We start from the raw sequence: 24,311 nt of genomic DNA on the forward strand, positions 1-24,311 counted from the left end.
CCTGATATTTTGTGCATTCGCATTACTTTGGGTTCACCTTAAGTTTGACGACATAAGTACCTGTCCCAGCAGGCCACTCTCCATATACCACGATGAAATAGGTGCCCGGCTCAGAAGGGGTTCGAATCTTATTATCTTGTATCGGAAGGCTGATCCGCTCCGCAGCTGTCACTTGTTCAGCCGAATACTCGGAAGGCTGAACAGAGAAGGAGAGAATTATATCTGTTTCAGGAGTTACCTCATATCTCTCATACTGGTTGGCTAATTCCGTTGGTTCGGGTGCATCTGCTACCCCACTCGTCCAGACATATGTGCCTTTATGGAACAGAATTTCCTGCTCATCCAAACGCCCAATCAGATCAGGAGGCTCAGTTAAAAAGAAAGACCTAGAAGTTATGTAAATGACAGCGAGGAACAATAGCCCTCCCGCAGCTATTAGTACCCTCTTATTCATTTATTTTATCCTCCCTCCTTTTTCGACGCGAACTCGATAATTTCTAACCTTTAGATTATGTTGAAAATATTGGTTTTTCTATTATTCTACACTAATGTATTCAACTCAAAAACCCCCGCATTCACATGCGAGGGGATTCAAGCTGAATCTTATATCCTATTTAGGATCCTAAACATCTACAGCTGTAAAATTACCAAAGTAATATAGCATAAATGCAGCTAACAATAGAACAGCAACAATAATTCCGACAGTGATCTTCTTCTTGCGTTTGGTAAGATGTTCTCTATTTCCTGCCATATGAAGTCTCTCCCTTAATTGTTATCTTGATACTTATATAAACGTTTAAAGAGAGTTATAAACGACAGGCAAGGCAGAATTCATTCCTTACTACTTTCTTTTTGGTATGGATGCCGTAATGAAATCCTGATCCTTGAGCATTTTGGCGAGGTACAGCATCTGTCCAGCGATAATAGCTTCCTCTCCCTGTTGCCATCCGAGTATATTTATCTTAAATTACAGAAAACAACGTCATTTTCCACTATTTGATACATAATTTCTTTTAGCTATAATGTAGGCTGCTGTAACAAGATATATCTGGAAAGGAGAGCTTGCTATTCGAACCTTGGTCATCAGTGATATTCATGGCTGCTACGATGAATTTAACGCATTGCTGCATACAGCAAATTACATATCAGAGCAGGACAAGCTCATACTCCTCGGTGATTATGTAGATCGCGGACCGAACAGTAAGGAAGTACTCAACCAAATTATACAGCTTCATCAGGAATATGGTGTCGTTACACTAAAGGGAAATCACGATCAGCTGTTCCTGGATGCGATGCTGCTGCAGGAGGATGATCGCTGGCTAAAAAACGGCGGCTACCAAACGATCGAGAGCTATATGGGAGTTTCCTACTTCGAGGATCACCATTTTAATAAAAATGCCTATAAAGAAGCCAAAGCCTATATTATGGAGCATTATCCTCAACATCTGGAATTTCTTCAAAGCTTGCCTTACTACTATGAAACCGACACCCATCTGTTCGTCCACGCAGGCATTAATCCATTCTATGCGGATTTCAAAGAACAGCCGGAGGAGGATTTTATATGGATACGTGAGCTTTTTCATCATCATCCAACGAATCTGGATAAACCGGTCATTTTTGGTCATACACCGACTGTGCATCTGCACGAAACGGCCAGCATTTGGTTTCAGGAAGATAAGATTGGGATTGACGGTGCATGTGCTTATGGTAAACAGCTGAACTGTCTCGAAATTGCGGAGGATGGCACATATCAGACCTATTCAGTGTTCAAAGGGGCTAAGCTGCCTCAATAGCCGCTTCGCTGCACATAATAGATTCGTTCTCTCTAAGCTCTAAGTTCGTAGCTATATATAACTATTTTGTATACATAATACATAAAGCTCTCTGTCTTGTTTAATTCTACTGGAGAAGGGTACTTAATGATGTATCTTGTCATTCCCCTTACTAAGGAGGCGTAAACATTGGCTGAAGAGAAGCTCATACCTAAAGAAGAAGGCCTGGACCACAGTCTAAGTGTACTGCGTGAAGGCTATCTATACATAACAAATCGGACGATTGGTTTTCAGTCAGATATTTTTGAAACAAGGCTTCTTGGTGAACGCGCGATTTGTCTGCGGGGAGAGGAAGCCGCCAAGCTGTTCTATGACAACGATAAATTTGAAAGAATTGGCGCAGCGCCGAAGCGGGTCATCAACACTCTATTTGGTAAAGGCGGCGTTCAAACCTTGGACGGAGAAGAACATCATCATCGCAAAAACATGTTCATGTCCGTCATGTCAAAGGAAGCCCTTGCCCAAATGCGGACAATCACTCGCAAGCACTGGGCTCTCGCAGCTCAGCGGTGGGAGTCCATGCCGAAGGTGCAGCTCTACGAAGAGGCACAGGAGCTTCTGTGCCGGGCTGCCTGCGAGTGGGCAGGTGTGCCTTTGCGAGAAGATGAAGCACAGGAAAAGGCAGCTTGGTTTGGTGCTATGATTGAAGCAACCGCTGCGATAGGTATGAAGCACATGAAGGGCAAGAACACCCGCACTAAGGCGGAAAAATGGATCAGCGGCTTGGTTGAGCAAGTTCGCGCAGGTGAAATAGAAGCACCCGAACAGAGCACACTGCACACGTTCGCCATGCACCGTGATCTGCAGGGAGAACTTCTCGATTCACAAACTGCTGCCGTAGAAATCATTAACATCCTGCGCCCGATCGTCGCGATAGCCATTTATATCTGCTTCACGGCACTCGCGGTTATTCAGCAGCCTGAGGAACGCAAAAAGCTCACGAAGGCCGAGAAAGGCGCTCTCCAGAATTTTGTGCAGGAGGTACGCCGATTCTATCCCTTTTTCCCGTTCCTGCCTGCACGTCCGACCAAGGATTTTACTTGGCAAGGATATAGATTTGAGAAGGGTGTTCTAACTCTGCTTGATCTGTACGGTACGAACCATCACCCGGATCTGTGGGATTATCCTGAGAAGTTCAGACCGGATCGCTTCCGGGATTGGAACGGAAGTCCGTTCAATTTCATTCCGCAAGGCGGCGGAGATCACTACACCGGACACCGCTGTGCCGGAGAATGGATCACAATCGAAATCATGAAGGAAAGTCTCGATTATCTCGCGAACAAAATGGAGTATGACATCCCACAGCAGGATCTGAGCTTCAGCTTCCATAAGATGCCCTCTCTGCCGCACAGTCGTATAGTCATGATCAATGTGAAGGCGGTATAGAGAATTCATTTTTCATTACAACCAATACGGTTATTGAAAAATATGAAAAGATGATCGTAAACTTCTACGCTCATCTTTTCATATTTTTATATTTGTGAATCCAGTCCTTTGACCACTCTACATAAGATACAGCTTGAACCTCTTCTAGAGTTTTCCCTTCTAATGACCAATATCCACCAGCAGATAGGGCTTCCCCATGTGGATGCGATGTTCCTCCTATGGGCCTCTCGTCCACATTATAAACATACACATCAACTTTCCGAGCTGTGAGCGGATGATTTGTAACAATGAACTTTTCAATACTTATGTTCTTTCCGAAATAGTGGGAGGGACTGGAACTCTGTAACCCCCAATACATCATATATGGTAAAGAGACAATGATCTCTTTAGTTAGTTCGTATTCATCAATACGTCCTTCATAAGATATGACACGATATCCTTTATTCTCAAGATAACTTTTTAGAAAAAGTTGTTCCTCTGGTATCTCATTATTCTCAGAACATCCAATAAACAAAACGAATAAAAGTATTGAAATTACATATTTCAAACCTTCAACCCCTCATTCATTTAATGTCTATGGCTTGTCCAATAATTCAGCAGAATGGGAAATCGATAGCTCCACTGTATCTGAATATGATCGGCCTTCAATATCTTCCCATGTAATTAATACAGCTGTAGACTCATAGGTATCTGCATTCTTCTTCAGCTCATCATACGCATAACTCCCGGTATTGGTGCCAAGCTGCTTCACATTATCTTCGATATCAATACTTTCCATTGAAGCCTCATCTACAGCCTTCGCTGACCAGCCAAATACATTTTCTCTGCTGCCCGTGTCCAGCTGTTCGTAGAAGCTCACATCAAAGTGGCGAATTTTTTGAAGATCCTCGGAATCCCCCATGTAGGACAGCTGTGCTTTCCCTCTCATAATCTGGCCTGCTCCAATCAGAATTGTATAGTCCTTAACATCCCACAGATCTCCGCTGCCCCTTAGAATATACATTTTTACGTCTTCATTCGGTGTCGTTTCACCCATACTTTCATGGGTCTGTGACTGAAATGAGAAGATCCCCGCAAGGACAGCAAGCACATATCCTAGAAAAATCAGTAAACCTATGATCAATACAATTTTATATTTTTTCTTCCTTCCATCTAATATCGCTCTGTTTTTCATCAAGTTAATGCTCCTCTCCCCTTGATCTCCATACGCCTCCTCTACATCTATTAAATCCGCTCTCTATGTAAAACGATTCATGCTGATCCGCAAAAGTGACAGTAACAATGGGTATTCGTGCAGTATCTGCCGCATTCAGCAACGCCTGAACTAACTGCTTGCCCAGGCCCTGTCTCTGGAAATCCGGATGGATTATAATATCCTCCATATAGCCATGCTCAAGTCCTGTGCCGGCAATATAACCAAATGCGATAAGTCTACCATTCTTATCTCGTGCGCTTCCCCATAACAAACATCTCTCAAATAAGATCGGATAGTCCTGCTCTCTCCTGTCCCATCCGACAGACTGCCGTAAATCAGGCACCTCATGAGCTTGAATCAAATCATTGATCAGAATCGGAATTACAGAACTCACAGCTGTTGCCTCCTTCCTCGCTTAGCCTAAAAAATGACCGGGTCCTTCAGCTCTGACCATTGCATCAACGGTTTTCCCAGCATATTTAGGGTGATCGTCCCATCCATGATGTGCTGAGTGGAAGGACTGGTGAGATAGTGCTCCAGCATGAAGCTATTAATTCTGCATAAATATCTTCCGGAATTTCGTAAGCAGTATTCTGTCCTCCAAATGATGATATAAAGATGGACGCTTGTTATATACAAAGAGTTGTGAAAAAAAAAGCCCAACCCGCCTATAGAGTTCTTAATACGATACTCTTAGCGTATTGAGCAGCCATACCATTTTTTTATGTTCGTACGACTTCCGTACCTGCGATAAAATCATGGATTGAGCGTTTATCCTCCCTTATCGCTATCATTAGTGCACTGATAATTATTCCAATTCCAAACGTGATCGCATAAACCAGACCGGCAACGACGTCGCGCAGCAGCATGGTGCCAATTCCGGGAGGCCCTTCGTTAGATACCTTACGAATTTTAATACCGCAAATGTATTTGCCTACTGTACGTCCGCCCCAGAATACAGGCATAAGCAAGGTGTACAAAAAGCTAAGCGTATTATTCAGCCAATTCTCCTCTACGTTCCCAACTATGAAAGAGGTCACAATTGCCAAAGGGATACCGATTATAATCGCATCCAGCAAAGTAGCACCAAAACGAATCCAAAACCCAGCCGGTTCATTTACCATGACATTCACTCCATTTCGTGTGTATCTTCTAGATTGTATTCAGAATGATTAATATTTATATAACGAAACGAAGGGGAATAAGTTTCGTTGGAATTAAAAAAGCTTCATCCGAATTCAGAGGAGCTTTTCTCAAAATTATAAACCCATAGCCGTTATCCCCAACGACGATTGGCGTACTTCTCCACGAATTGTCTAAATTCAGTTTGCTGCGCAGTGTTAGCAAATCCCCGTTTCGGAACACCAATGCCCTGTGTGTCATTCACAAAAACATAAAAGTATTGAGTATCTTCACGAAGATGCGCTACCTTGCTCCATGGGTAATTCGTTTGGTTAATTGATGTTGTCTCCGTAAAGCCCTGCTCATTTATTTCAATCGTATGCTCACCGATAAGGCCTTTGTTTGTCTTTACATGTCGCTGTACTTTAAACTTCACAGAAAAGACGAGATATAAATCTGCAAGTATGCCAATTAGCAGTCCAAGTATAATTGATACCTCCCAAGACCTGCCGAGCACCTTTAGTGCAGTACACATCAGGATTGGCAATAGGATCATAACCAGAAGGATCATATTCTTGAACTGAGGCATATGAAACATCACATATTTGTTGAGCTTCCAATAATCGTCTTTTGTAAAGTCTATATTAATTTTCATCTAATACTCCTCTTGCCTATTCAGTATTCGGTCCGATGACAGCTTGTCTTCGGCAATCCCTATTATGATACTCCATTATCTCTGATTTGCACCAGCTTTTAATAGAAAGCTGCCGCGAAACAAATCTGCCCGGCATTTGTTATCATTGATCTATTGAGTCTTGGCGCGGTGTACGCAGTTCTTCATCCCTATTTCTCAGATATTCATTCATCTCTCTTAGTTCTCTTAAGATCAGCTTATTATATCGGGTGTTCTTGGAATCATCAATTGCGAGCTTAATCATAAAAAATGTAATAATAAACCCGATAATCGAAATGATAATACTCAACTTTATCCCCCTGTTCTTGGTGCCTTGTTATTCTCGATTTCTTGGCATTGTACTTTCGAACCTCTTCCACGCTTCAGTTGGCCCCAATGCATATCCATCCATTATACTGTATCTGGTATCAATATCATCGGATTTTATCCATATCGAACTGAAATCCTTTGAAATGTGAATAGAACCTGCCGTCTGTTGCACTTTATCTTCGCCCCATCGAACAATATGATGAACATATTCCCGAGCATTTAAGTCAGCCGCAATGCGATAAGTCAACTCCTGATCTACCGTTACATTGCCTACAATTCGATGTTTGCCCGAGAGCCGTTTATACCTCTCACCTACTATATGTATCGTCGTCTTCTGCTCATATGAATCTTCTGTGGAATAAATTACGCTATTAAATGTTCGTTCGAACGGAGTACCGCGGTGATACCAAACCAGACCGAGGATAACGAAGGCAAGGCAGGCAGAGATAAAATATTTTTCATATTGCTTGACTTTATTTACAATAGAAATGGTTTCATCTCCTTTTTTTAAAATTGCACACTAAACCTGCCAAAATGATGTACTCCGGTTCCGAATTTAACGAGATCATTCTCTTTCATATACGTTGCCGCTTTTTTTACTTCCTCTAAAATACTTGGGTCAAGTCCTAATGTATTATGAGAACCATACACCATCTTGACGCCAGGGATCTCCGCAATTCTCTCTAAGGAATGAACTAGATCCACCGGGCTCGTAGAAGGATAAAAAGCATATACCGGGGTTTCGTCATAGAGCAGATCACCAGTAAACAAATAACCGCTATTTTCGTCAAATATAGAGATGTGACCTGGCGAATGCCCAGGCGTATGATATATGACAATCCTTCTGTTACCTAGTTCGATGAGATCACCATCCTCTATCAGACCTGTCGGCCTCCCCTGAAATGGTTTATATGTATCCGGATTAAAGGTTTGTGGTGTAGGCAATGTAATATCTCTGCTCATATCCTTTCTGATCTGCTCGATGGTTAAGCCTTGAATTCCGTTGACTAACCAATCTTCATCTGCGGGATGAACGTAGATCCGTTCAAATTCCCCATGACTTCCAATATGATCTGTATGGACATGTGTCGTGATGACATCCACAGGCAAGGTCGTAAGTTGGTCTGTCACTCTTCTAATATTATCAATGCCGAGACCTGTATCAATTAGTGCAGCCCGCTCATCCCCCAGCAATAGGAATGAATGCACCTTCTCCCAATGTCCATATTCACTGATTGCGTAGGTGCGATTGTCGATGCGCTGTACCGTAAACCATTCATCCTTAATCATCGTAGAAGCCTCCTTCAAAAAATAAACATGAACAACACACGTCCAACATGCTGCACAATGCAACGGCAGGATAAAAAAACAGCCAGGTCCCACAAGGAAATGGCTGTTCAACTCATTGAAGTTTATTGTATTAACAGGTTAAGAGCTTACTCAGTCTGCTCGTTTAGCCTGGCTTGCATGAATCTTCATGATTGCATACTTGCATTGGTTCATCGACTGAATAATTATATCATTTCACCTCAAGTTTAGTAAGAAAAAAATGAAGTTCTTTTCTCAGCCATCTTTGCTACACTTGTACTTAGAACTCACGATATTGAAGAAGGTGTCTCCATGCAGCTTGAATTTGCTTATTTACCCCCAACATATTATGCTGATCTGCCTAATCCGGGCGGTTATTTCCCGTTTACATTTAATCAGGAGCATGCTCCGTATATTATGGATTTCATAAGTACGGACTCTGTCTACTTCTATGAATCCAGTGCTCCGCTATTATTGGAATGGATGAACAACCTGAATACTTATCCGATCTGCTTCTGTCTGAATGTCTCATCTATCTGGCAGGAGGATCTCACACAGCTGTGTACGCAGCATTCATTAGAACACGTGGTGCTTGATAAAAAGTTCACGTTATTACGTATTACAAACAAGGGACAGCTTGCCAGCGCACTGCCGCTGCTTCTACATATGGCAAGCTGCAATGAACTGGTAGTCTGGTCGATTGGCACGAACGAGATTCCCTTTACCATTGAGGCAAAATCTGTGGCAAATCGGAGCGGTAATCTGAGCCAGGATACGATTGTCATTGATATGACGAAAGCCAAAACGATCTTCTGGCCGGGATACGACGGTGATTTTCTCTCTGTCCTATCTAATGATCCATGCTTCTCTAATATATCGAAGATCAAGTCTACCTTTCCTGCAGGCGTTGAATTGATCGAGATTGAATTGTCCTCATAGCAAGTGTTTACCCAGTATTAAGCCAGTTAACAATCACAGCCACCCTTTGCGAGATAATAATGCTTCAATTTGAGCGGAGTGATGTTTATTATGCCAAATGAATCTTTGCAGTGCCGTGTCTAGAGTGATCGTTCCCAGCACTTCGGTTCGGAGCTTCCGGCTAAAATCTTCATCTGACAGGCTGCTTACGAGAACATAGAATCGCTTGTGTAAGATGGCAAGCAAAGTTATGGACTCATCAACCGCAATTCCCCTATAATCTTCAAGATCCGCCCATCGGTCTTCCTTGTAAGAGCTTGCGATCGGCACATCCTCGGTAAGTGCGCGTTTAAACCGAATATAGGCATTCAGGCCCAGTGGGTACAAATTGACCTATAGGATAACGTAGTGAATCCATGAAAGCACCAGCTCCCTTCAATAAATAAAAATAACCCAGCCGTAAACCACGTGGAATATAGGCTGAGCTATTTTCTAAAAATATCCGCTATTGTTATTGTACTTGTTATTCAACGCTCATGAAGTGTTGAAATATCCTGAGTCCGTTCCATATACCACATGTAAAAGTGATCTGCGGCTTCCACAGGCACATCTTGAGCTTTGTGATGAAGGACAGGCTTAGCTCGATTGGTTGTTTGGATCGAAGCCAGATCGAGACGCCGCTGGAGAATGCCTTGTGTTACTTTTACTTCTATGATCTTGGCTCTTTTGGAGATAAACAAACTTGTAGAAAATCCTCCGCTCTTGAATTGAACGAAATGCTCTCCAATGCTGTATCTGCAGTTGAGATAATCCAGCACTCTCCATACCACTACACAGACAAGCAAGCTAGCGGATAGTACCCACCAAGCTTCATTCCAGCCAAATAGATTCGGCCTAAAATAAACAAGCAGCGCCGTAGCAATGATCCAGATCCAGCTTGGCCTCACAAGACGCAGCCCTAATGATGTACGAGGCAAACGCTGCATTTCGAGCGTTACTTCGTAGGCCGGCAGCATCTCTGGGATAATGGAGTGAACTTTACTTACCGGTAAAAAAGGATATAGGCTGTTTACTTCATGCTCCGCTTCCCCGACACTGCCTGCCGTGACCAGCTTGACCTCTGCAAGTCCGAGCAGCCTCTTGATAAAGGACTGCGTGATTTCAATCGCCTGTACCTTTTCTTTTGCGATGGAAAACGCCGTTTGCTCCATAACCCCTTTGGCAATATATATCCGCTCTTCATCTGAAGAAATCTCAAAATTTCCATACTTGAGGAATGTAGTCACGATCCCAAGCATGACAGCCAGCACGATGATTCCGGCGATCACTAATGTGGTCATCCACCAAGAGGACAACACCGTAGACAGTATACCCTCGGCCTGCTCCTCGATATCGATAAATTCCTGCACATTAGAATACAGCGTCCCCACAATGGGAATAAGCACCAGGAAGCTAAGTGAGGTAAAGGAAGCTTTTAATACCTCCTTCTTGGTCGGCTTGAAATGAAGCGTGCGCTGCTGTACTTCAGGAGTTTGTTCAGAGGTACCATTAAAGGCAGTGTCTTCGACCTTATCAAACGAGGCTTCTGCTGCCTGATCTGCTTCCAAATCTATCTCGCTTGCATCGCTTGGGACAGTCTCCGTTTCGTTTATCGTGTTCTTGGAGTTCATAGCAGAAGCCACACGTTCTTTATTTACTTGGTCAGCGATGTACTTCTCCAAGCGATCTGCTTCAGCACGAGAAATCACATGAAACTCTACAGCCGCTTCGTCACCCGTCATCCCTGTCTCGAACCTGATGGAGGTCACCTTAAAGATCCGATGAAACAAAGATGCATGCCGGTTCACATTCTGGATCTTTCTAAATGGAATCGTTCGCTTGGATTTAACGAATACCCCTTGTTCAAGATAAAAGGAGGTATCATCTAGGCGATAACGCTCCGTGATCCATCGCCACACGATGGTAATAAGCGAGCCAACAATAACAAGATAAAACATCCATCTTCCGTAGATTACCCACTTCGCTTCGGAACCCATTTGGATAACAAATAACAGAATAATGACCGAGAACGTATTTTTGATCAGCTTCCATACTTCAAACAAAATTAACAGTGGATGATAACGTTGATCTTCGGTCATTCATCCACCTCTTTTATTTTAGCGTAATAAGCGATTTGATCTCTCAGGTCCAGTGCAACCTGCTCAGGTAGTATGGGAATGCTGTGTGAAGATCCCATCGTATCCACCGATAATGCATACAACTTGTGTTTGCGAAGCAGCGGTCCCTGTCGGGTAGCAACCGATTGAATCTTGGTCATGGGAATCAGCTGATGCACCTCGGTCAGTGTACCAAACTTCATCTGTAGAAACTGCTCCGACACATCATAGCGCCAGTGGGCGTATAGCAGCTTCGGACGGATCAAGATATCCCAGACGGCGAACAATACTAAGATTATTGTGAGTCCAATGAGAACCCAGCCGATCCAGGCATACCAGGAGAAATAAAAATTCAGAAATAACAAAACCCCGAGTATAACAAAGCCTATAACATTACTGATTACGGCACTAATCCACCATATTTTGACCGCATTGTCTGCTAATCGCTGCTGCGGCTCTTTCGTTTGCGAGTACAAACTACCACCTCTTATTCCGACCATCCTTATGTCCTTGGTCTTTGTTTCGTCTGAATGATCGCCTACCGACAATTTTTCATATGTACCTTGTATCTAATGTAACAGGAGAATACTCATTTGAAAATGAAAGCTAGCTCATAGATTTGTATGACTTGTTTCTACGTGCTTCTCTTTAAGTAAAACAACTTCTAAAGACTGAGAATCGCTATATTCCAGGCATTCAGTTCCTCGTAGGCTTCCCGAAGCCAAGGATGAATGACCTTAAGTGAGTCTTTTCTTTCCCACAAATATTGAATATAGCAAAATGCCGCTTGAGGCAGAGAAATCTCCAATGCCTCCTTCAATTGCTTCAGGTATGGAGGTTCGCCCACCTGATCCCAGACTATTTTATCTGCTACAAACAATACCTGATCCAGCTGTGTAGAATGGGATCTCACGGTCGTATGACAACCCACTGCCTCCAGTATTTCCAAATCATAAATTTGAAAAATACGTTCCGCCATCACCTTAGAGAGCTTCTGATGGATTATCATCGGGAAAGCTTCTTCCTCGGATAATATCTTAATACCTAGCTCTCTAGCTGCATCTATTCTTTGGTTATTTAGAAAAACAGCACTGATGTCATGCAGCCAGCCTGCAATCTCCGCCTGTTCTTCATCCGCTCCAACCATTGCAGCTACTCGACGTGACTCTGCTCCAACTTCCATACAATGCTCCGCTGTCTTTGGGCAATGATTGGAGAGCAGGAATTGATATACACTGACTTTAAATCTCCTGTCATTGTCATGTTTAAGGTAAGCTTCTCAAGAATAGAGTCCATTACTGCATCCTCCCTGTACTCCTTTTCCTAACTTTTCTTCGAAGTCATGTGTCTATATACTGTAAGTACCTTTAGGAAAGGATGAAATATAAGTTGAAGACAAAAAAGAAGTGGTTTGTACTGTCGAGTAGTCTTGTTCTGGTGCTGGCGCTTGGTATTTGGTACGTTTTAAGTTCTCATATTTTGCTAGGATGGTCAACTCCATCTAAGCAACAGGAATATTACACAGGTACTATTGTTGAAATAGTTAAGGAAAATTCTATAATTGATGGTGATAAAGTACTTCATTCTATAAAGCTCGACACCGGAGATGTGCTAACAGTAACCAAAAATACTATGTTCTTTGAACAAATAAGTGATGTCAAACGAACAGAATCTGATTTTGGTGTCATACAAGAAGGTATTGAAGTCGAAGCATGGAGCAGACAAGTCAATAATCATATGTTTGAAGCATTTGAAATAACAGCGATCTCACCATTCAACAAAATCGGTTATCGAACTCAAGATCATCTTTACTCTTTAAGTTTATGAATTGATCCGGTTCTGAATCTTGGATTTATATTTTTGCCTAATCGACTTTATTACTAGCAGTAAGCTATAAATTGCAGCAATTTCTGTTCTTTGGTTACCGTCAAATGCCTGTCTTCCCGGAATGAATAATACCAATAACACGGTCAGCCAGGCAGATAGATTCAATAATCGGAAATGGATATACATCGTGAGATCTCACCATCCTTCACAGAAATTACTTTTCAAGAGACATCTTTCCAATGAACTGGTAATACCTGCTCGGTTGTAATTTTAAAATTTTCAAAGTCGAGGTCCGCATCAATGATTTGATGCTTGTTCATCTCTTCCGTGTTTACATTAAACTGACCTTCAATATACACGGAAGCTTCCGACTCTATCGTTTCATTCAGCTCAACACGGATGCCTTGACCTTCTAATAAATCCATTGCCGCTTTCGACAGTACCGGTTCAATAGATGAAACATTGACGGGCTCCTCGCTCCAGTTCCATAAATGAAAATTATAGGATACGACGGTTCCGTCAGCTCCTCCGCCGAACATAAGAAGGAAGGATCTGACTTCAAGACCTTCCTTCTCTTGTTCACTTGCAAAGGAACAGCCGGTAATGATTGAACCAAGTAGTAACAAAATTAGAGCAAATATTATTCCTCTCTGTCTCATTTATCCCCCTTGCTCTTCACTTGCATGTGAATTCTTCGCTGTTCCTCCAGCTTTAATTTGATTTGATTAATGTACGAATCCAGCACTTGAATCCGGCGAAAGCTAACGAAATGAATACACTGAAGCAGCACATAAAGTACGGTGAGCAAGTCCCCGTTTTCCCTTAGCTTCTCACTGCTGGAATGTACTAGCTTTTCCATATCCGCCTGCCTCCTACATTACTTTATCTCTCGGTCATGAATGACGCCGAACATGCCGGTCATGCCTTGATGCACATTTAATCCATATTTCTGATAAAAGCTTTCTTTGCCCTGAGCTGAAAATAGACCTACAAATGCCTTCTCAGCCGCATGGGCACTTAAATATTGCTGAATCGCCCTCATGATCAGCTGGCCCAGCCCCTTGCTCTGATGCTCAGGCTTCACGACAATATCCTGTATGTAGAAATACATAATACCATCGCCCACGATTCTCCCCATGCCTACTGCCTCTCCTCTATATTCAATAACAACGCCATAGCAGGAATGTTCCAATGATTGTTCAGCTGCATCAAAATTCATCACCTCTTCCCAGCCCACTGAACTGCATAGCTCTATATACTCCTTCACGCTCGGCATTCTGTCGATCGTTTGATATTCAGGTTCGGACATTGTTGTTCTCCTATTCGTTATCTTGTTGTCTGATCACATGTCTTAATTCGAATCTTTGTAAAGAATTGCCTTCACTGCAAATCTTGGCAAGATCAGCTGTCGTCTCCACCTTGAAGGCTGGCTCATGAGTCTGTACATCCACTCCAGGTTCAGCTTCTGCCAGATGCGCGGCGCTCTTTTTACTTTTCCGGCAATAATATCAAGCGTGCCTCCAACGCCGATCGCGATCCGTGCATTCAGTTGATCTCTGTGCTTATCGATCCACTCTTCAGCATAGGGCGCTCCGAGAGCGACAACAAGCACATCAGGGCTTGCGCTGCTGATCTCCTCTAAGATACGGCCTTCCTCAGAAGGATGGAAGAAACCATGATGTCTCCCTTTGATAATGGCACCGGGATAGGCTGTTCGTATGTTCGTTTCCGCTGCTCGGCTGGTCTCTTCATCCGCACCTAGGAGATAGAAGGACCACTTCTTCTGATGCCCCGCAGCAAGAAGATGATAGAGAAGATCACAGCCCGTTACCCGCTCAGGTAGCGGATCTCTTTTTACCCGGGATACCATAACGATTCCTGCACCATCCGCAGTTAGCAGCCCTGCCCGATCTACAATTTGACGAAGCCCAGCCTGATGCTGACAGGACATTGCGATCTCCGGGTTCAAGGTAACGACGTGAAAAAGCTCTTCTTTCTGCTTCTCTATGACTTCGCTCAAGATTTGAACCGTTTCTGTCATCGTGATCTTTGGAACCGGAATGCCCATAATTTTCGAATAGTTCTCCATGATGATAACCTCACTTCTATACTATATATTCATCGTTCATATTCATCGTTCGCTGTTTCATTTAGTCCTAATGCGTTCTCGTATATCTGCACTAACTCTAGTAGGTTCCTGATAGATTTGTAAGGATTATGTTCGATATGTTAGCATCGGCCTCGGGAAAATACATCGTAATGAACTTCGAGATATAGTCATCAATGGAAGCTTGTCGATCGGATAATGTATCGTCCAGGTCAAAATTCAGTGCTCTTACCGGCACATAGATCCCTCACCTTCTTTATTCCAATGGGTAAAAAAAGACCCGGCCTTCAGATAGCTTCTATCTTGGGCCGGGCCTCGGAAGTCATTACGAGCTCACTGAAAGCCCATCGTTCCATTATTATACAATTATTGAATACGGCTTGGAAACCTAAACTCGATATTCAGGATATCCCTATTATTTCTTTGAGTTCAATCAATTTCACAACTTATCAAATGGTAGGTTTAATAAAATATCCAATCTCAACCGCATGATCTATCAGCTTATTAAAGTACGCCGCGTCTGGCTCTGCACACTGCACCCCGGTGCCTTCAAGGAACTCCATCGTCTGCGGACAAGTGTACCGGAACATGGAATTCTTCGCCCCATCCCCTTCCAGCTGAGCTATCGCGAGCTCAACTCCTGCTGAATCCTTCGGTTCATTGGGATTGAGCAGCCAGCCTTCAAACTCTTTCAAGTCCATTAGCGTGATGTCATAGCCAGCGTCCGTAAAGTACTCAACCATGCGCTCGTATGGAATCGTAACCGGATTACATATGTGAAAGACTCTTCCTACGGTCTCATCCTGAAGCGCAAGCGCCGTAACGGCTTGTCCTGCGTAGTCGATCGGAGTCATATCCACTTCCCATCTGACCCGAGGTGCTCTTCTGAGCAGAAGCATCGCCTTCAGCATTCGGTAAAAAGCGTTGTTATCAATATTGTTCTGGAATACTCCATTATCCGATCGACAGGATAAATTGCCTACCCGATAAACATTCACCGGTATCCCTTCTTCGCCCGCCTTAATGACCAGCTTCTCCGCTTCAAGCTTGCTGTTCGTATATACATTCTCGACAGATGATGTCATGTAGCCTGTGCCTTGAACAATGTCAGCCCATTGTCCATTCTCAGCGAGCTCTTCCGGAATACCAAGTGTGGAAATAAAGTGGAACCGGATGTCGCTTCCTTCTCTTGCCAGTGACAGCAAACGATTGGTGCTCTCTACATTCACATTGGCGAAATGCTCGGCATCTCCAAAGTGTCTCACATCGGCACCGCAGTGGATGATAGAATCAATCTGCTTAGCCACAAGCATTTGGTCTGCCTCATTCATTCCCAGGTTCTCCTTCTCCAGATCACCTTCCAATACGACAACCCGGTTCTCGATCCATTCCGCAGATTCACTGCCAAAGTAGCCCTGCATGATTTGAACCAAACGTGCATATGGATCCACCCCCGAAGAAGAACGAACCAGACAATACACGATGGCATCTGAACGATGAAGCAGCTCTGCCAGTAAATGAGAACCCAAATATCCGGTTGCTCCTGTCAGCAGAATGTTTTTCTGTGCATAGCTCTTCGTACTGAAGTGATCTGCAGTACCAATGACCGCCGGATGTTCCGCTAAATCCTCAACCGGGCGATTGACGATAGCCGCATCCTTGTCTTCCTTCTCAATCACCTTGCCAAGCTCCTCAATCCGCTCGGCCATTTTCGCAATGGTTGGATACTGGAAGAAGTCATTGATCTTGAGCAATGGATAGCTTGGCTTCAGCAGAACCAAAATCTCAAGAATCTTGAGGGAATACCCGCCAATTTCAAAGAAATCATCATGAATGCTGATTCTCTGCTGATCCAGCACCTGTTCCCAGGCCGCCGCAACGGCTTGCTGAGTCTCATTCTCCGGTGCCACATATACTGCAGCATCCTCATCTGCCATGAGTTCATAGGCTGCGAGTTGTTTACGGTCGATCTTGCCTGTAGGAGACAACGGCATGTCCACTACATGCTGCATATACGTAGGAACCATATACCCTGGAACCTTCTTGCTAAGATATTGAACAAGATCCTTTTTAGGTATGACAGCACCATCGTTCGTTGTATAAAATGCAGCTAATATCTTCGAACCGTCCTCCGTAACAGGAATCACAGCAATGTCCTTTATATTCTCGTGCTTGGCAAAACTATCTTCAATCTCGCCAATCTCGATTCGGAATCCTCTGATCTTAATCTGCGAATCTCGTCTTCCTCTATATTCAACCTGTCCATTCGGCAGCAGCCTCACCAAATCTCCGGAGCGATAAAATTTCTTCCCTGAACCCGGTCTGATCGGATCTGAGATGAATGCTTCCTTCGTCTTCTCCGGCTGGTTCAAGTAACCTTTAGCTACTCCAACCGAGCTGATGAGCAGCTCTCCTGTAACTCCAATCGGACATAGTTCATTATTGCCGTCCACAATATACAGCTCGTAGTTGGCAAGCGGAGTCCCGATCACAATGGTCGAGACATCCTCAGACACTTGGTAGTCCACCTTATGTCCTGTAGCAACCACAGTGATTTCAGTTGGACCATATAGATTCGTTACAGGGATCTGCAGCTTCTTCTGGAACATTCTTACCGTTTCACCCGTCAGTGCTTCTCCACCGACGGTAATACTCTTAATCTTCTGAAATTTCATTCCCGCATCTTCGGGCAGATAAGCGGCAAGCCGGTTAAAGAATACGGTTGGCAAAATGGCAATACGGGTCGCTTCTAACTGCTCGACGGCTTCTGTAAAAGCATCGATAGAGAATCGCTCTTCATCGGATAACAAATGCAGCCTGGCACCGCTCCCGATTGAACCGAATATATCATACACGGAGGCATCGAAGCTGAAGGTAGAGTATTGCAGTATTACGTCCTCTTCCGTCAAGCCAAGATCCTGCTTGGTAGCCATCGCCAAATTGACAACACCTTTATGTGCAATAAGTGCTCCCTTCGGCTTGCCTGTTGATCCCGAAGTGTAAATGACATAGGCCAGATCATCCTCTTCGATACGGATCGCTGGAGCTTTCTCAGAGTATGACTCGTCAAGCTGATCCAGGCAGACGATCTCTGGTCTATGCTCAAATCCGGCAAGCAGTGAGTCCAGCTTCTGAATATAGCTGCTCTCTGTTAGAATCACCTTCGATTTCGTATCTTCAATGATATATGCATTTCGCTCCTCCGGATGGGTCGGATCAAGCGGAATATAAGCTCCTCCAGCTTTCATTACACCTAGCAGGCTTATAATGGTCTCTAAGCTTCGCTCCATAAAGAGGGATACAAATTCTCCTTTACGTATTCCCTTCTCCAAGAGCATGTTTGAAATTTTGCTGGACAACAGATCAAGCTCTTGATACGTAAGCTGATCTGCATTCGCGGACAAGGCTGTCCGGTCTGGAAACTGCGCTGCTATTGAAGAAAACATGGACACGATCGTCGCTTGCTCAGGGAGATCCATCTTCGTGTCATTCAACTCATCGTAGGCATTCCAGTCATCATCAGTCAGAATAGGCAGACTGGAAATGGAAGTATCCATATCTTCAAGCACTCCGCTCATTAGCCGCTCAAAGTGCTGAATGTATCGATGAATTGTATCTTGCTTGAACAGCCGCGAATCATACGATACATGAAGGAGCCAAGAATCTGGCCCCTCCTGCACATCCCAATCTAGTCTGCTGGCTCCATGACGTGGATTGATACCGTATGTCGTTTGATAATTAACCGTATACCCTGCTATATGCTCCATGTCCGCATGGCTCAGCTCTGTCGACTCCATATGTTCAAGCTTATCCCGCACCAGCTCGTAAACACGTCTAAACGAATCTGCTCCACTTATGGAGATACGCAGGGGAAGAAGCTGTTCTCTTCTGTTTTGCACACCAATCAGCATATCATTGTCCTGAGTCATTCGGTGCAGGAATACCGCGTATCCGGCAAGCATCCATGCCTTCATATCATATAGTTCACTGTAACGCTTCAGCATTACGGGCTCGAGGTTCAGTACATGCTCTGTCTGAGCTGCTGCCTGCTTTGCATAGTTCAATGACCCATCTGTATACAAATGAAATCCGGGCAAAGGCAGCTGCAGCTCGTCAGACCAATACTGCTTGCTTTGTTCTAACAACATGGTGGTATTCAACAGATATCAGCTCCCTTTATTTATTGCACTCTAAGTTTGTCTACTAGTGTTTCTAATTCGCTTGCTACCTCGTTCATTTGTTCCGCAGAATCAAAAATCTTGGCAAAAGCAGCCTGCTGCTCTTGAGCACTTCGCTCAATTTGACCGGAGACTGCCGAATTTTTCTCAGCCATATCCGCAAGTGATTTAATCGCAGCCGTAATTTGCTCGGTCTCCGCTACCATCTGCTGTGTAGCTGCAGACACTTCTTGAATTTGGCTTGTGACCGAATCGGTTGAAACCAGGATGCCTTTGAAGATCGAGCCTGTTTCTTTGACGATTTCAATTCCTTTGGCTACATTTTGTTCTCCATCACCAATCGCCTCTACAGCGAGTGCCGTCTCATCCTGAATGTATCCAATCAATTCGGCAATCTGATCTGCTGATTTCTTGGATGCTTCGGACAGCTTCTTCACTTCATCCGCTACAACTGCAAATCCACGTCCCTCTTCACCGGCTCTTGCCGCTTCAATACTTGCATTCAGAGACAACAGGTTCGTCTGAGAAGCAAGCTCTGTAATCACTTGAACGATCTGGCCAATTTCGCCGGAACGCATCTGCAGCTTCTCAATAATATCGACCGAGTTCTTAACCGAACGATTAATTGAGTTCATCTGCTCAATGACCTGATCCACATTCTGATGTCCAACCTCGGATTGCTCCTTCATCTGCAAGGAGATCTCGGACAGCTCGGAAGTATTCCCTGCAATTGTAGTTACACCCGATGAGATTTCTTCGAGCGAAATGACACTCTCCGATATCGACACACTTTGCTTCGCGACACTATCGGACATTTCTTCAATATTTTTCGTAATATCTACGGTATTTTCATTGTTAACTTCAACGGCATTGAACAAGAATTTGGATTGCTCCGCTGATTGCTCAGATACTTTCTTAATTGTAGTAACCAGACTATTGATGTTACTAGCCGTAGTGTTGAATTTCTCGTTGACTTGTCCAAGCTCATCATCACTGGTTCTCAGCTGTACGGTAAAGTCGCCCTTACTCAGCTTATCTAGTGCTCCCATCAGCTCTTTGATTGGCTTGAAGGTCTGTCTAATTGTGATGTATTGCAGTGCCAGAACGACAACTAAGGTAATAAGCAGTGCAAGAAGTGTATAAGTCAGCAGCTCCTGCTTGCCCGTTGCAATCAGACTTGCGTCCACATCAATTCCCATATATGCAAACACTTCGCCAGCTCCATTCACAAATGGATACAGTACCGTAATCCATGTACCGTAATCATCGTTGTAAGCTGCGGTGTAGGCTATTTCCTTGGTTTCGAGCATCTCCTTCACGCCGTCTGCATGAATTTGAGGCTGAGCATACATATCACCCAGGTTCATATCTTCTGCAGCAAAAATCTCCAGAACAGCGGTTGGCAAGGCGATAATTGATGTTTGCGTGCCGCCTTCCAGCTCCGGTCCAAAGATATATCCTTGTGCTACGTTTGGATGTGTCTTGGATAACTCATCGAATACACTTGTGATTTGCTGTTGGATTGGAGAATTCGGATCCGGATTATTTTTCGCTGCTTCCGCATCTTCCACAGATATCTGGCTTCCCAGAGCCTCCATTAATTTTCCGGAATCCGATTGAAGCTGTTTGGTTAATACATTGCCTTGAATAAATTGACTACAGCCAATGACGACAGCACCTGTAATAATGATATAGAAGCTTGTTAATATCATATTTCTAGTAACAATGCTCAGGTTTTTGAAGCTCCATTTTTTTAACTTACTCATGTCTGACATTTCTCTCCCTACTCATCCATATGTAGTTTCTACTTCATCTTGAATCGCATGTTAAACCTTCCATCCTTGATTCTTGGCTCATTCTTCCTCCTTTCTTGCACGGATCGCTTAGTAAACAAAAAAATGAACCTATGGACAAAATAAGGCCATGGCTCATTCAAGCAACTGGCTGACATTTCCTTGCGGAAGTAGTCCCTCTAGCTTTGCGTCACTGCTTTTCAACAGCTTTGCCACGTATTCAATTTACAGATAGTACTTAAGAACTACCTAAGCTTACCACAACTAAAAGTAAACTAGTGTTCACTTTTTCTAATCGGTTTTTTTCACTGTTTTTTTAATACTATAAGACTATATTTCACTTGAAATCTCGATAAAAATTATAAATGATTGTCGAATCATGTTTAGTTAAACGGATGAGGTCCTGATTAATACATTGCTATTTACAATCATACTCATGCATATAGTTCGTCCGCTTATTTCACTTTAGCGAAAGAGGAGTTACTCCTTCTCATACAAGTTAATCTTCCAGCCATTGTCCCAGTGGAGCAGTTTCTTATGTGAATATCCGGTCGCTGCATAGTACTGATTCAGCCTGTCATTCTCTGCCATGCAGTCCAGCCTAATCTGTTTCATTCCTTTACTCCGTATGTAATCCTCGGCCCACAACAGCAGCTCTGTGCCTATTCCTTGACCCGCATGTGATCTGCTGACAGCAAACTTGTGGATGTATCCAGACGATTCTGAATCATCCAGCTCTCCCCAGACAACTGGGTCAGACCAGCAAATGTACAGTGTTCCTACGATGATACCTTCCCTTTTTGCCACAAATAGTTCTAATTCACGATCCATAATCAATTGTTCGGTCATCGCGAGGTTAAATTCATCAGGATGCCACTGGTTGATTCCTTTGGCCTGGATCCAGCTGGCTGCTCCTTTCCACAGATCCAATATTTCTGAACTGTCCGATAATCTTGCAGGGAACACTTCAAGCATTTGCCCTATCCTCACTTTCTGCATTAGTTAATAATAAAGCTCTGAATTCTCTTGCCTTGTTCGTATCTGACCGTAATACTCTCGCTTACAGCCCCAGAGAGTAGTATCCGATTCCAGAACAGTATTGCTGGAAAGTTATTTTGTAATTGATTCAATTCCCATTTCCCTTTAGCTGAAAAGAGGACAGCTCTGGCTGCCTGAGTTCCAACTCCCGCTCTTCTAAATTTACGAAGGATAAAAAAGTGAGCAAGTTTATAGCTCCGATCATCCTCCAATTGCTTTACAAGTACAAAGCCTGCAATCTCTCCATTGGCCTTGATCAGATAAGCATTATAGTCCTCATGATTCTCCCAATATTTATTGAGATCCGATAATATGGGATAAGTACCTTGTTCACTAATTTGCTCGTTTGTAAACTCAGTAAAATCATATATATAGAACTGCACTAAATTCTTTATTACTGGTTTATCTGCCGTCAGTGCCTGTAATACTTCTACTTTCACATTTGTTTCGTTGTTCAATAGATTATCAATCTGTTTAGGCAGTGCCTTTACCATCTTATATCTTCCCGGCACCGGCTTATATCCCAGCAGGTCTCGATTGATGTGAAGCATGGGATGGTTCAGAGAGTCATTATTCGTTCGCAAGTACTTGATGTTCAACTGCTCCGCAAGCTTTACAGCACTCATTTTTAATGCGAATCCAATCCCTCTGCCTCGGTACGCTTTATCTACTCCTGTATATTCGTGGTACATGCTCTGCGTGGAAGACTGATGCAGTAGATGCGCTACTCCAACGAACCGATCTTCATCCAGGGCGATCAGAACATACTCGGGCCTTGCGCCGGGCAGTTCCAAGGTCCACTTCTTCCATTCATGATAATCAAAATAATCTCCGCTAATTCCTGGAATATCTCTGCTCGTTACTTTATACAGCTCATACAGCTTCCGTTCCGCATCGGACTCTTCCATCTCGGATAAAGGTTTGATAACAATAGAGGACTGGGGTGGTGAATACATCGATCCCAAGCAGCTATCATTCGGCAGCTCCAAGACAGATTCAAACAGATGTCTTTCTTGCTCAAATCCACGATGTTCGGCAAATACAATGGAGGAAGCATCATTATCGTTCACTTCATAATTCAGCTTGCTTGCTCCATTCAGGACAGCCCAATTCTCAAGCTCTTTGTAAAGTGCTCGGCCAATGCCTTGCTTGCGGTAATCCGGATGAACGGCCAGAAGATGATTCAGCTCTCCTGCCTCGGTCCAAGGTGCTCTCCAGGATATACCATAGCCTACAATCTCGCCCTTCTCATTCACTGCTACCAGGCGATACCGGTCGAATCCGGCAAGCAGCCCGTCCTCATTGATCCATAGTGATCCGGTATCAGGAATCTTAGCATCCTCATCAGCCAGATTCTCTGCAGTTGTTGGTTCAGAGAAGACATAGCCCAGAATCTCCGCGATCGAAGCATAATCGTCTGGAGTCCTGATTTTACGAATGATATAGCTCATCGTTTTCCCCCAATCTCATTTTCATCCGCATAAAAAAGCCCACCGTGTGTTAACTCTTCGGGTGGGTCAGGCTGGCTGCAAATAGCTCAATGACAGAATAAGATATAATCTGCCTGTCACGATATGTAGTTAGAACCGCATCTTCTCTCGAGCTTAGAATACCTCCTTGCAGCATCGCGGTGTTGAAGCCTCTTTCAATTGCTCCGTTATATGTGAAGAGGACACAGTGCTCCGCCGCAAAACCGGAAACGATGACAAGCTCTACACCTTTCTCTTTAAGGATCGATTCAAGCTCTGTCTGCCAAAAGGCGTTGGAATTGACCTTGTTAACGGTGATATCTCCAGCTTCTATATGTATGTCTGATATAAAATCATAAGCTGCATCGTCTGGATGATCTGCACCTTCTATATCCTTGATATGTACGACAACCTGATCATTCAAGCGAAGCCGATCGGCTACGTAATTGATATATTCGCAGGCATTGTCCTTATCCTGCGGTTTAACCTGGTCCTTCAGTAATAACTCCTGCATATCCACGATAAGTAAAGCAATCTTCAAATTGTATCCCCCATTCAATTTCATCCTTGTAATTTACTATACTTCATCAGGGTTATTTCGTCTTGGTAGTAAACTTCTATACCTATTTTACATAGTACATTCTTCAGGCTAAACGCTGTCCTTCTTGTCTCAACATGAAGTGATGATATGTCGTACCTGCTCTACGACCTGCTCCATCGTTATGCAGTACCCAGCTCAGAATGACGTAATCAAATGTGGAATTCGTAAGATAATTACGAAGCAGATAGGTAATGTTGTCCATGACCATTCGAATGTTCTCCTCACTGAACACCCAAGGATTCATCATCCAGAACCAGTCTCCATCGAGCCAGACGGATTTGTCCAGCGATTTATGGACCTCTTTGCTTATCGTTGTTTTGCCGACAACCATCGCTCCGTTAATAATAACTAATTTCTTCATTGTTGATTTACCCTTCT

Annotated in this window: 28 protein-coding genes and 1 riboswitch; of the genes, 4 read left to right on the forward strand and 24 right to left on the reverse strand. The window is 43.7% G+C overall.

Annotated elements, in window-relative coordinates:
• Window positions 1-22: 22 nt before the first annotated feature.
• Together ACFQ3J_RS12720 and ACFQ3J_RS12725 are read right to left on the reverse strand one after the other, a co-directional pair.
• Entirely contained in the window at window positions 23-454 is a 432-nt protein-coding gene (locus ACFQ3J_RS12720; protein WP_251581953.1) for a hypothetical protein, read from the reverse strand.
• A gap of 168 nt (window positions 455-622) precedes the next feature.
• Window positions 623-751, reverse strand: coding sequence for a hypothetical protein (locus ACFQ3J_RS12725; protein WP_280142841.1), 129 nt, complete (start codon window positions 749-751; stop codon window positions 623-625).
• A gap of 325 nt (window positions 752-1,076) precedes the next feature.
• Between ACFQ3J_RS12725 and ACFQ3J_RS12730 the strand changes: the two genes are divergently transcribed.
• Entirely contained in the window at window positions 1,077-1,793 is a 717-nt protein-coding gene (locus ACFQ3J_RS12730) for a metallophosphoesterase family protein (RefSeq protein ID WP_285850032.1), read from the forward strand.
• 168 nt (window positions 1,794-1,961) lie between these two features.
• Window positions 1,962-3,218: a cytochrome P450 gene (locus ACFQ3J_RS12735; protein WP_251581955.1), complete on the forward strand. Its 1,257-nt coding sequence runs from the start codon at window positions 1,962-1,964 to the stop codon at window positions 3,216-3,218.
• A gap of 70 nt (window positions 3,219-3,288) precedes the next feature.
• On the opposite strand, the gene ACFQ3J_RS12740 is transcribed toward ACFQ3J_RS12735, so the two are convergent.
• The 7 genes from ACFQ3J_RS12740 to ACFQ3J_RS12770 form a co-directional block, all read right to left on the reverse strand.
• Window positions 3,289-3,765 (reverse strand): hypothetical protein, encoded by a 477-nt coding sequence (locus ACFQ3J_RS12740; protein ID WP_251581957.1) that lies wholly within the window; start codon window positions 3,763-3,765, stop codon window positions 3,289-3,291.
• A 27-nt stretch (window positions 3,766-3,792) separates the two neighbouring features.
• The gene (locus tag ACFQ3J_RS12745; RefSeq protein WP_251581959.1) at window positions 3,793-4,392 is read right to left on the reverse strand and encodes a hypothetical protein; all 600 of its coding nucleotides are present in this window, start codon (window positions 4,390-4,392) and stop codon (window positions 3,793-3,795) included.
• Between the two features lie 4 nt (window positions 4,393-4,396).
• Window positions 4,397-4,807 (reverse strand): GNAT family N-acetyltransferase, encoded by a 411-nt coding sequence (locus ACFQ3J_RS12750; protein ID WP_251581961.1) that lies wholly within the window; start codon window positions 4,805-4,807, stop codon window positions 4,397-4,399.
• Between the two features lie 328 nt (window positions 4,808-5,135).
• The gene (locus tag ACFQ3J_RS12755) at window positions 5,136-5,537 is read right to left on the reverse strand and encodes an RDD family protein (protein ID WP_091154149.1); all 402 of its coding nucleotides are present in this window, start codon (window positions 5,535-5,537) and stop codon (window positions 5,136-5,138) included.
• Window positions 5,538-5,689: 152 nt separating this feature from the next.
• On the reverse strand, window positions 5,690-6,190 hold the full coding sequence (locus ACFQ3J_RS12760) for a YcxB family protein (RefSeq protein WP_091154147.1): 501 nt from the start codon (window positions 6,188-6,190) through the stop codon (window positions 5,690-5,692).
• Between the two features lie 142 nt (window positions 6,191-6,332).
• Window positions 6,333-6,518, reverse strand: coding sequence for a hypothetical protein (locus ACFQ3J_RS12765; RefSeq protein ID WP_251581963.1), 186 nt, complete (start codon window positions 6,516-6,518; stop codon window positions 6,333-6,335).
• A gap of 527 nt (window positions 6,519-7,045) precedes the next feature.
• Window positions 7,046-7,828 carry an MBL fold metallo-hydrolase gene (locus ACFQ3J_RS12770; protein WP_251581965.1) on the reverse strand — a complete coding sequence of 261 codons (783 nt, stop codon included), beginning with the start codon at window positions 7,826-7,828 and terminating at the stop codon, window positions 7,046-7,048.
• 330 nt (window positions 7,829-8,158) lie between these two features.
• On the opposite strand from ACFQ3J_RS12770, the gene ACFQ3J_RS12775 reads away from it, so the two are divergent.
• A complete protein-coding gene (locus tag ACFQ3J_RS12775) occupies window positions 8,159-8,785 on the forward strand; it encodes a hypothetical protein (protein WP_251581967.1) in 627 nt (208 codons plus the stop codon).
• Between the two features lie 33 nt (window positions 8,786-8,818).
• On the opposite strand, the gene ACFQ3J_RS12780 is transcribed toward ACFQ3J_RS12775, so the two are convergent.
• The 4 genes from ACFQ3J_RS12780 to ACFQ3J_RS12795 form a co-directional block, all read right to left on the reverse strand.
• A complete protein-coding gene (locus ACFQ3J_RS12780; protein WP_251581969.1) occupies window positions 8,819-9,151 on the reverse strand; it encodes a DinB family protein in 333 nt (110 codons plus the stop codon).
• Between the two features lie 140 nt (window positions 9,152-9,291).
• On the reverse strand, window positions 9,292-10,902 hold the full coding sequence (locus tag ACFQ3J_RS12785) for a PH domain-containing protein (protein ID WP_251581971.1): 1,611 nt from the start codon (window positions 10,900-10,902) through the stop codon (window positions 9,292-9,294).
• On the reverse strand, window positions 10,899-11,396 hold the full coding sequence (locus ACFQ3J_RS12790; protein WP_251581973.1) for a PH domain-containing protein: 498 nt from the start codon (window positions 11,394-11,396) through the stop codon (window positions 10,899-10,901). Before ACFQ3J_RS12790 ends, ACFQ3J_RS12785 begins: the two co-directional genes overlap by 4 nt.
• 188 nt (window positions 11,397-11,584) lie before the next feature.
• Window positions 11,585-12,103: an HD domain-containing protein gene (locus ACFQ3J_RS12795; RefSeq protein ID WP_311286238.1), complete on the reverse strand. Its 519-nt coding sequence runs from the start codon at window positions 12,101-12,103 to the stop codon at window positions 11,585-11,587.
• Between the two features lie 206 nt (window positions 12,104-12,309).
• Between ACFQ3J_RS12795 and ACFQ3J_RS12800 the strand changes: the two genes are divergently transcribed.
• On the forward strand, window positions 12,310-12,747 hold the full coding sequence (locus ACFQ3J_RS12800; protein WP_251581975.1) for a hypothetical protein: 438 nt from the start codon (window positions 12,310-12,312) through the stop codon (window positions 12,745-12,747).
• 221 nt (window positions 12,748-12,968) lie between these two features.
• On the opposite strand, the gene ACFQ3J_RS12805 is transcribed toward ACFQ3J_RS12800, so the two are convergent.
• The 11 genes from ACFQ3J_RS12805 to ACFQ3J_RS12855 form a co-directional block, all read right to left on the reverse strand.
• Window positions 12,969-13,406 carry a hypothetical protein gene (locus tag ACFQ3J_RS12805; protein ID WP_251581977.1) on the reverse strand — a complete coding sequence of 146 codons (438 nt, stop codon included), beginning with the start codon at window positions 13,404-13,406 and terminating at the stop codon, window positions 12,969-12,971.
• Window positions 13,403-13,606, reverse strand: a complete 204-nt coding sequence (locus ACFQ3J_RS12810; RefSeq protein ID WP_251581979.1) for a hypothetical protein — start codon at window positions 13,604-13,606, stop codon at window positions 13,403-13,405. The genes ACFQ3J_RS12805 and ACFQ3J_RS12810 overlap by 4 nt, the downstream gene beginning before the upstream one ends.
• 18 nt (window positions 13,607-13,624) lie before the next feature.
• A complete protein-coding gene (locus ACFQ3J_RS12815; protein WP_091154120.1) occupies window positions 13,625-14,056 on the reverse strand; it encodes a GNAT family N-acetyltransferase in 432 nt (143 codons plus the stop codon).
• A gap of 42 nt (window positions 14,057-14,098) precedes the next feature.
• Window positions 14,099-14,836, reverse strand: coding sequence for a WecB/TagA/CpsF family glycosyltransferase (locus tag ACFQ3J_RS12820; protein ID WP_251581981.1), 738 nt, complete (start codon window positions 14,834-14,836; stop codon window positions 14,099-14,101).
• A 97-nt stretch (window positions 14,837-14,933) separates the two neighbouring features.
• On the reverse strand, window positions 14,934-15,092 hold the full coding sequence (locus tag ACFQ3J_RS12825; protein ID WP_379292938.1) for a hypothetical protein: 159 nt from the start codon (window positions 15,090-15,092) through the stop codon (window positions 14,934-14,936).
• A gap of 211 nt (window positions 15,093-15,303) precedes the next feature.
• Window positions 15,304-19,014 carry a non-ribosomal peptide synthetase family protein gene (locus ACFQ3J_RS12830; protein ID WP_251581983.1) on the reverse strand — a complete coding sequence of 1,237 codons (3,711 nt, stop codon included), beginning with the start codon at window positions 19,012-19,014 and terminating at the stop codon, window positions 15,304-15,306.
• 20 nt (window positions 19,015-19,034) lie between these two features.
• Window positions 19,035-20,798, reverse strand: coding sequence for a methyl-accepting chemotaxis protein (locus ACFQ3J_RS12835; RefSeq protein ID WP_251581986.1), 1,764 nt, complete (start codon window positions 20,796-20,798; stop codon window positions 19,035-19,037).
• Between the two features lie 166 nt (window positions 20,799-20,964).
• A riboswitch (cyclic di-GMP riboswitch) is annotated at window positions 20,965-21,049 on the reverse strand.
• Window positions 21,050-21,305: 256 nt separating this feature from the next.
• Window positions 21,306-21,800: a GNAT family N-acetyltransferase gene (locus tag ACFQ3J_RS12840; RefSeq protein ID WP_251581988.1), complete on the reverse strand. Its 495-nt coding sequence runs from the start codon at window positions 21,798-21,800 to the stop codon at window positions 21,306-21,308.
• 23 nt (window positions 21,801-21,823) lie between these two features.
• Window positions 21,824-23,314, reverse strand: coding sequence for a GNAT family N-acetyltransferase (locus ACFQ3J_RS12845; protein WP_251581990.1), 1,491 nt, complete (start codon window positions 23,312-23,314; stop codon window positions 21,824-21,826).
• 49 nt (window positions 23,315-23,363) lie between these two features.
• Window positions 23,364-23,873, reverse strand: coding sequence for a cysteine hydrolase family protein (locus ACFQ3J_RS12850; RefSeq protein WP_251581992.1), 510 nt, complete (start codon window positions 23,871-23,873; stop codon window positions 23,364-23,366).
• Between the two features lie 103 nt (window positions 23,874-23,976).
• Complete coding sequence (locus ACFQ3J_RS12855; RefSeq protein ID WP_251581994.1) at window positions 23,977-24,294, reverse strand: AAA family ATPase; 318 nt, start codon at window positions 24,292-24,294, stop codon at window positions 23,977-23,979.
• Window positions 24,295-24,311: the final 17 nt, after the last annotated feature.

This window comes from Paenibacillus provencensis (assembly GCF_042678545.1).
In the GTDB taxonomy this organism is placed as follows: Bacteria; Bacillota; Bacilli; order Paenibacillales; family Paenibacillaceae; genus Paenibacillus; species Paenibacillus provencensis.

Coding starts and splice junctions, on each gene's coding strand:
- ACFQ3J_RS12720 (WP_251581953.1), bottom strand. CDS start 454: ATGAATAAGAGGGTACTAATAGCTGCGGGAGGGCTATTGTTCCTCGCT.
- ACFQ3J_RS12725 (WP_280142841.1), bottom strand. CDS start 751: ATGGCAGGAAATAGAGAACATCTTACCAAACGCAAGAAGAAGATCACT.
- ACFQ3J_RS12745 (WP_251581959.1), bottom strand. CDS start 4,392: ATGAAAAACAGAGCGATATTAGATGGAAGGAAGAAAAAATATAAAATT.
- ACFQ3J_RS12755 (WP_091154149.1), bottom strand. CDS start 5,537: ATGGTAAATGAACCGGCTGGGTTTTGGATTCGTTTTGGTGCTACTTTG.
- ACFQ3J_RS12760 (WP_091154147.1), bottom strand. CDS start 6,190: ATGAAAATTAATATAGACTTTACAAAAGACGATTATTGGAAGCTCAAC.
- ACFQ3J_RS12770 (WP_251581965.1), bottom strand. CDS start 7,828: ATGATTAAGGATGAATGGTTTACGGTACAGCGCATCGACAATCGCACC.
- ACFQ3J_RS12775 (WP_251581967.1), top strand. CDS start 8,159: ATGCAGCTTGAATTTGCTTATTTACCCCCAACATATTATGCTGATCTG.
- ACFQ3J_RS12785 (WP_251581971.1), bottom strand. CDS start 10,902: ATGACCGAAGATCAACGTTATCATCCACTGTTAATTTTGTTTGAAGTA.
- ACFQ3J_RS12795 (WP_311286238.1), bottom strand. CDS start 12,103: ATGGAAGTTGGAGCAGAGTCACGTCGAGTAGCTGCAATGGTTGGAGCG.
- ACFQ3J_RS12805 (WP_251581977.1), bottom strand. CDS start 13,406: ATGAGACAGAGAGGAATAATATTTGCTCTAATTTTGTTACTACTTGGT.
- ACFQ3J_RS12810 (WP_251581979.1), bottom strand. CDS start 13,606: ATGGAAAAGCTAGTACATTCCAGCAGTGAGAAGCTAAGGGAAAACGGG.
- ACFQ3J_RS12815 (WP_091154120.1), bottom strand. CDS start 14,056: ATGTCCGAACCTGAATATCAAACGATCGACAGAATGCCGAGCGTGAAG.
- ACFQ3J_RS12820 (WP_251581981.1), bottom strand. CDS start 14,836: ATGGAGAACTATTCGAAAATTATGGGCATTCCGGTTCCAAAGATCACG.
- ACFQ3J_RS12835 (WP_251581986.1), bottom strand. CDS start 20,798: ATGAGTAAGTTAAAAAAATGGAGCTTCAAAAACCTGAGCATTGTTACT.
- ACFQ3J_RS12840 (WP_251581988.1), bottom strand. CDS start 21,800: ATGCTTGAAGTGTTCCCTGCAAGATTATCGGACAGTTCAGAAATATTG.
- ACFQ3J_RS12845 (WP_251581990.1), bottom strand. CDS start 23,314: ATGAGCTATATCATTCGTAAAATCAGGACTCCAGACGATTATGCTTCG.
- ACFQ3J_RS12855 (WP_251581994.1), bottom strand. CDS start 24,294: ATGAAGAAATTAGTTATTATTAACGGAGCGATGGTTGTCGGCAAAACA.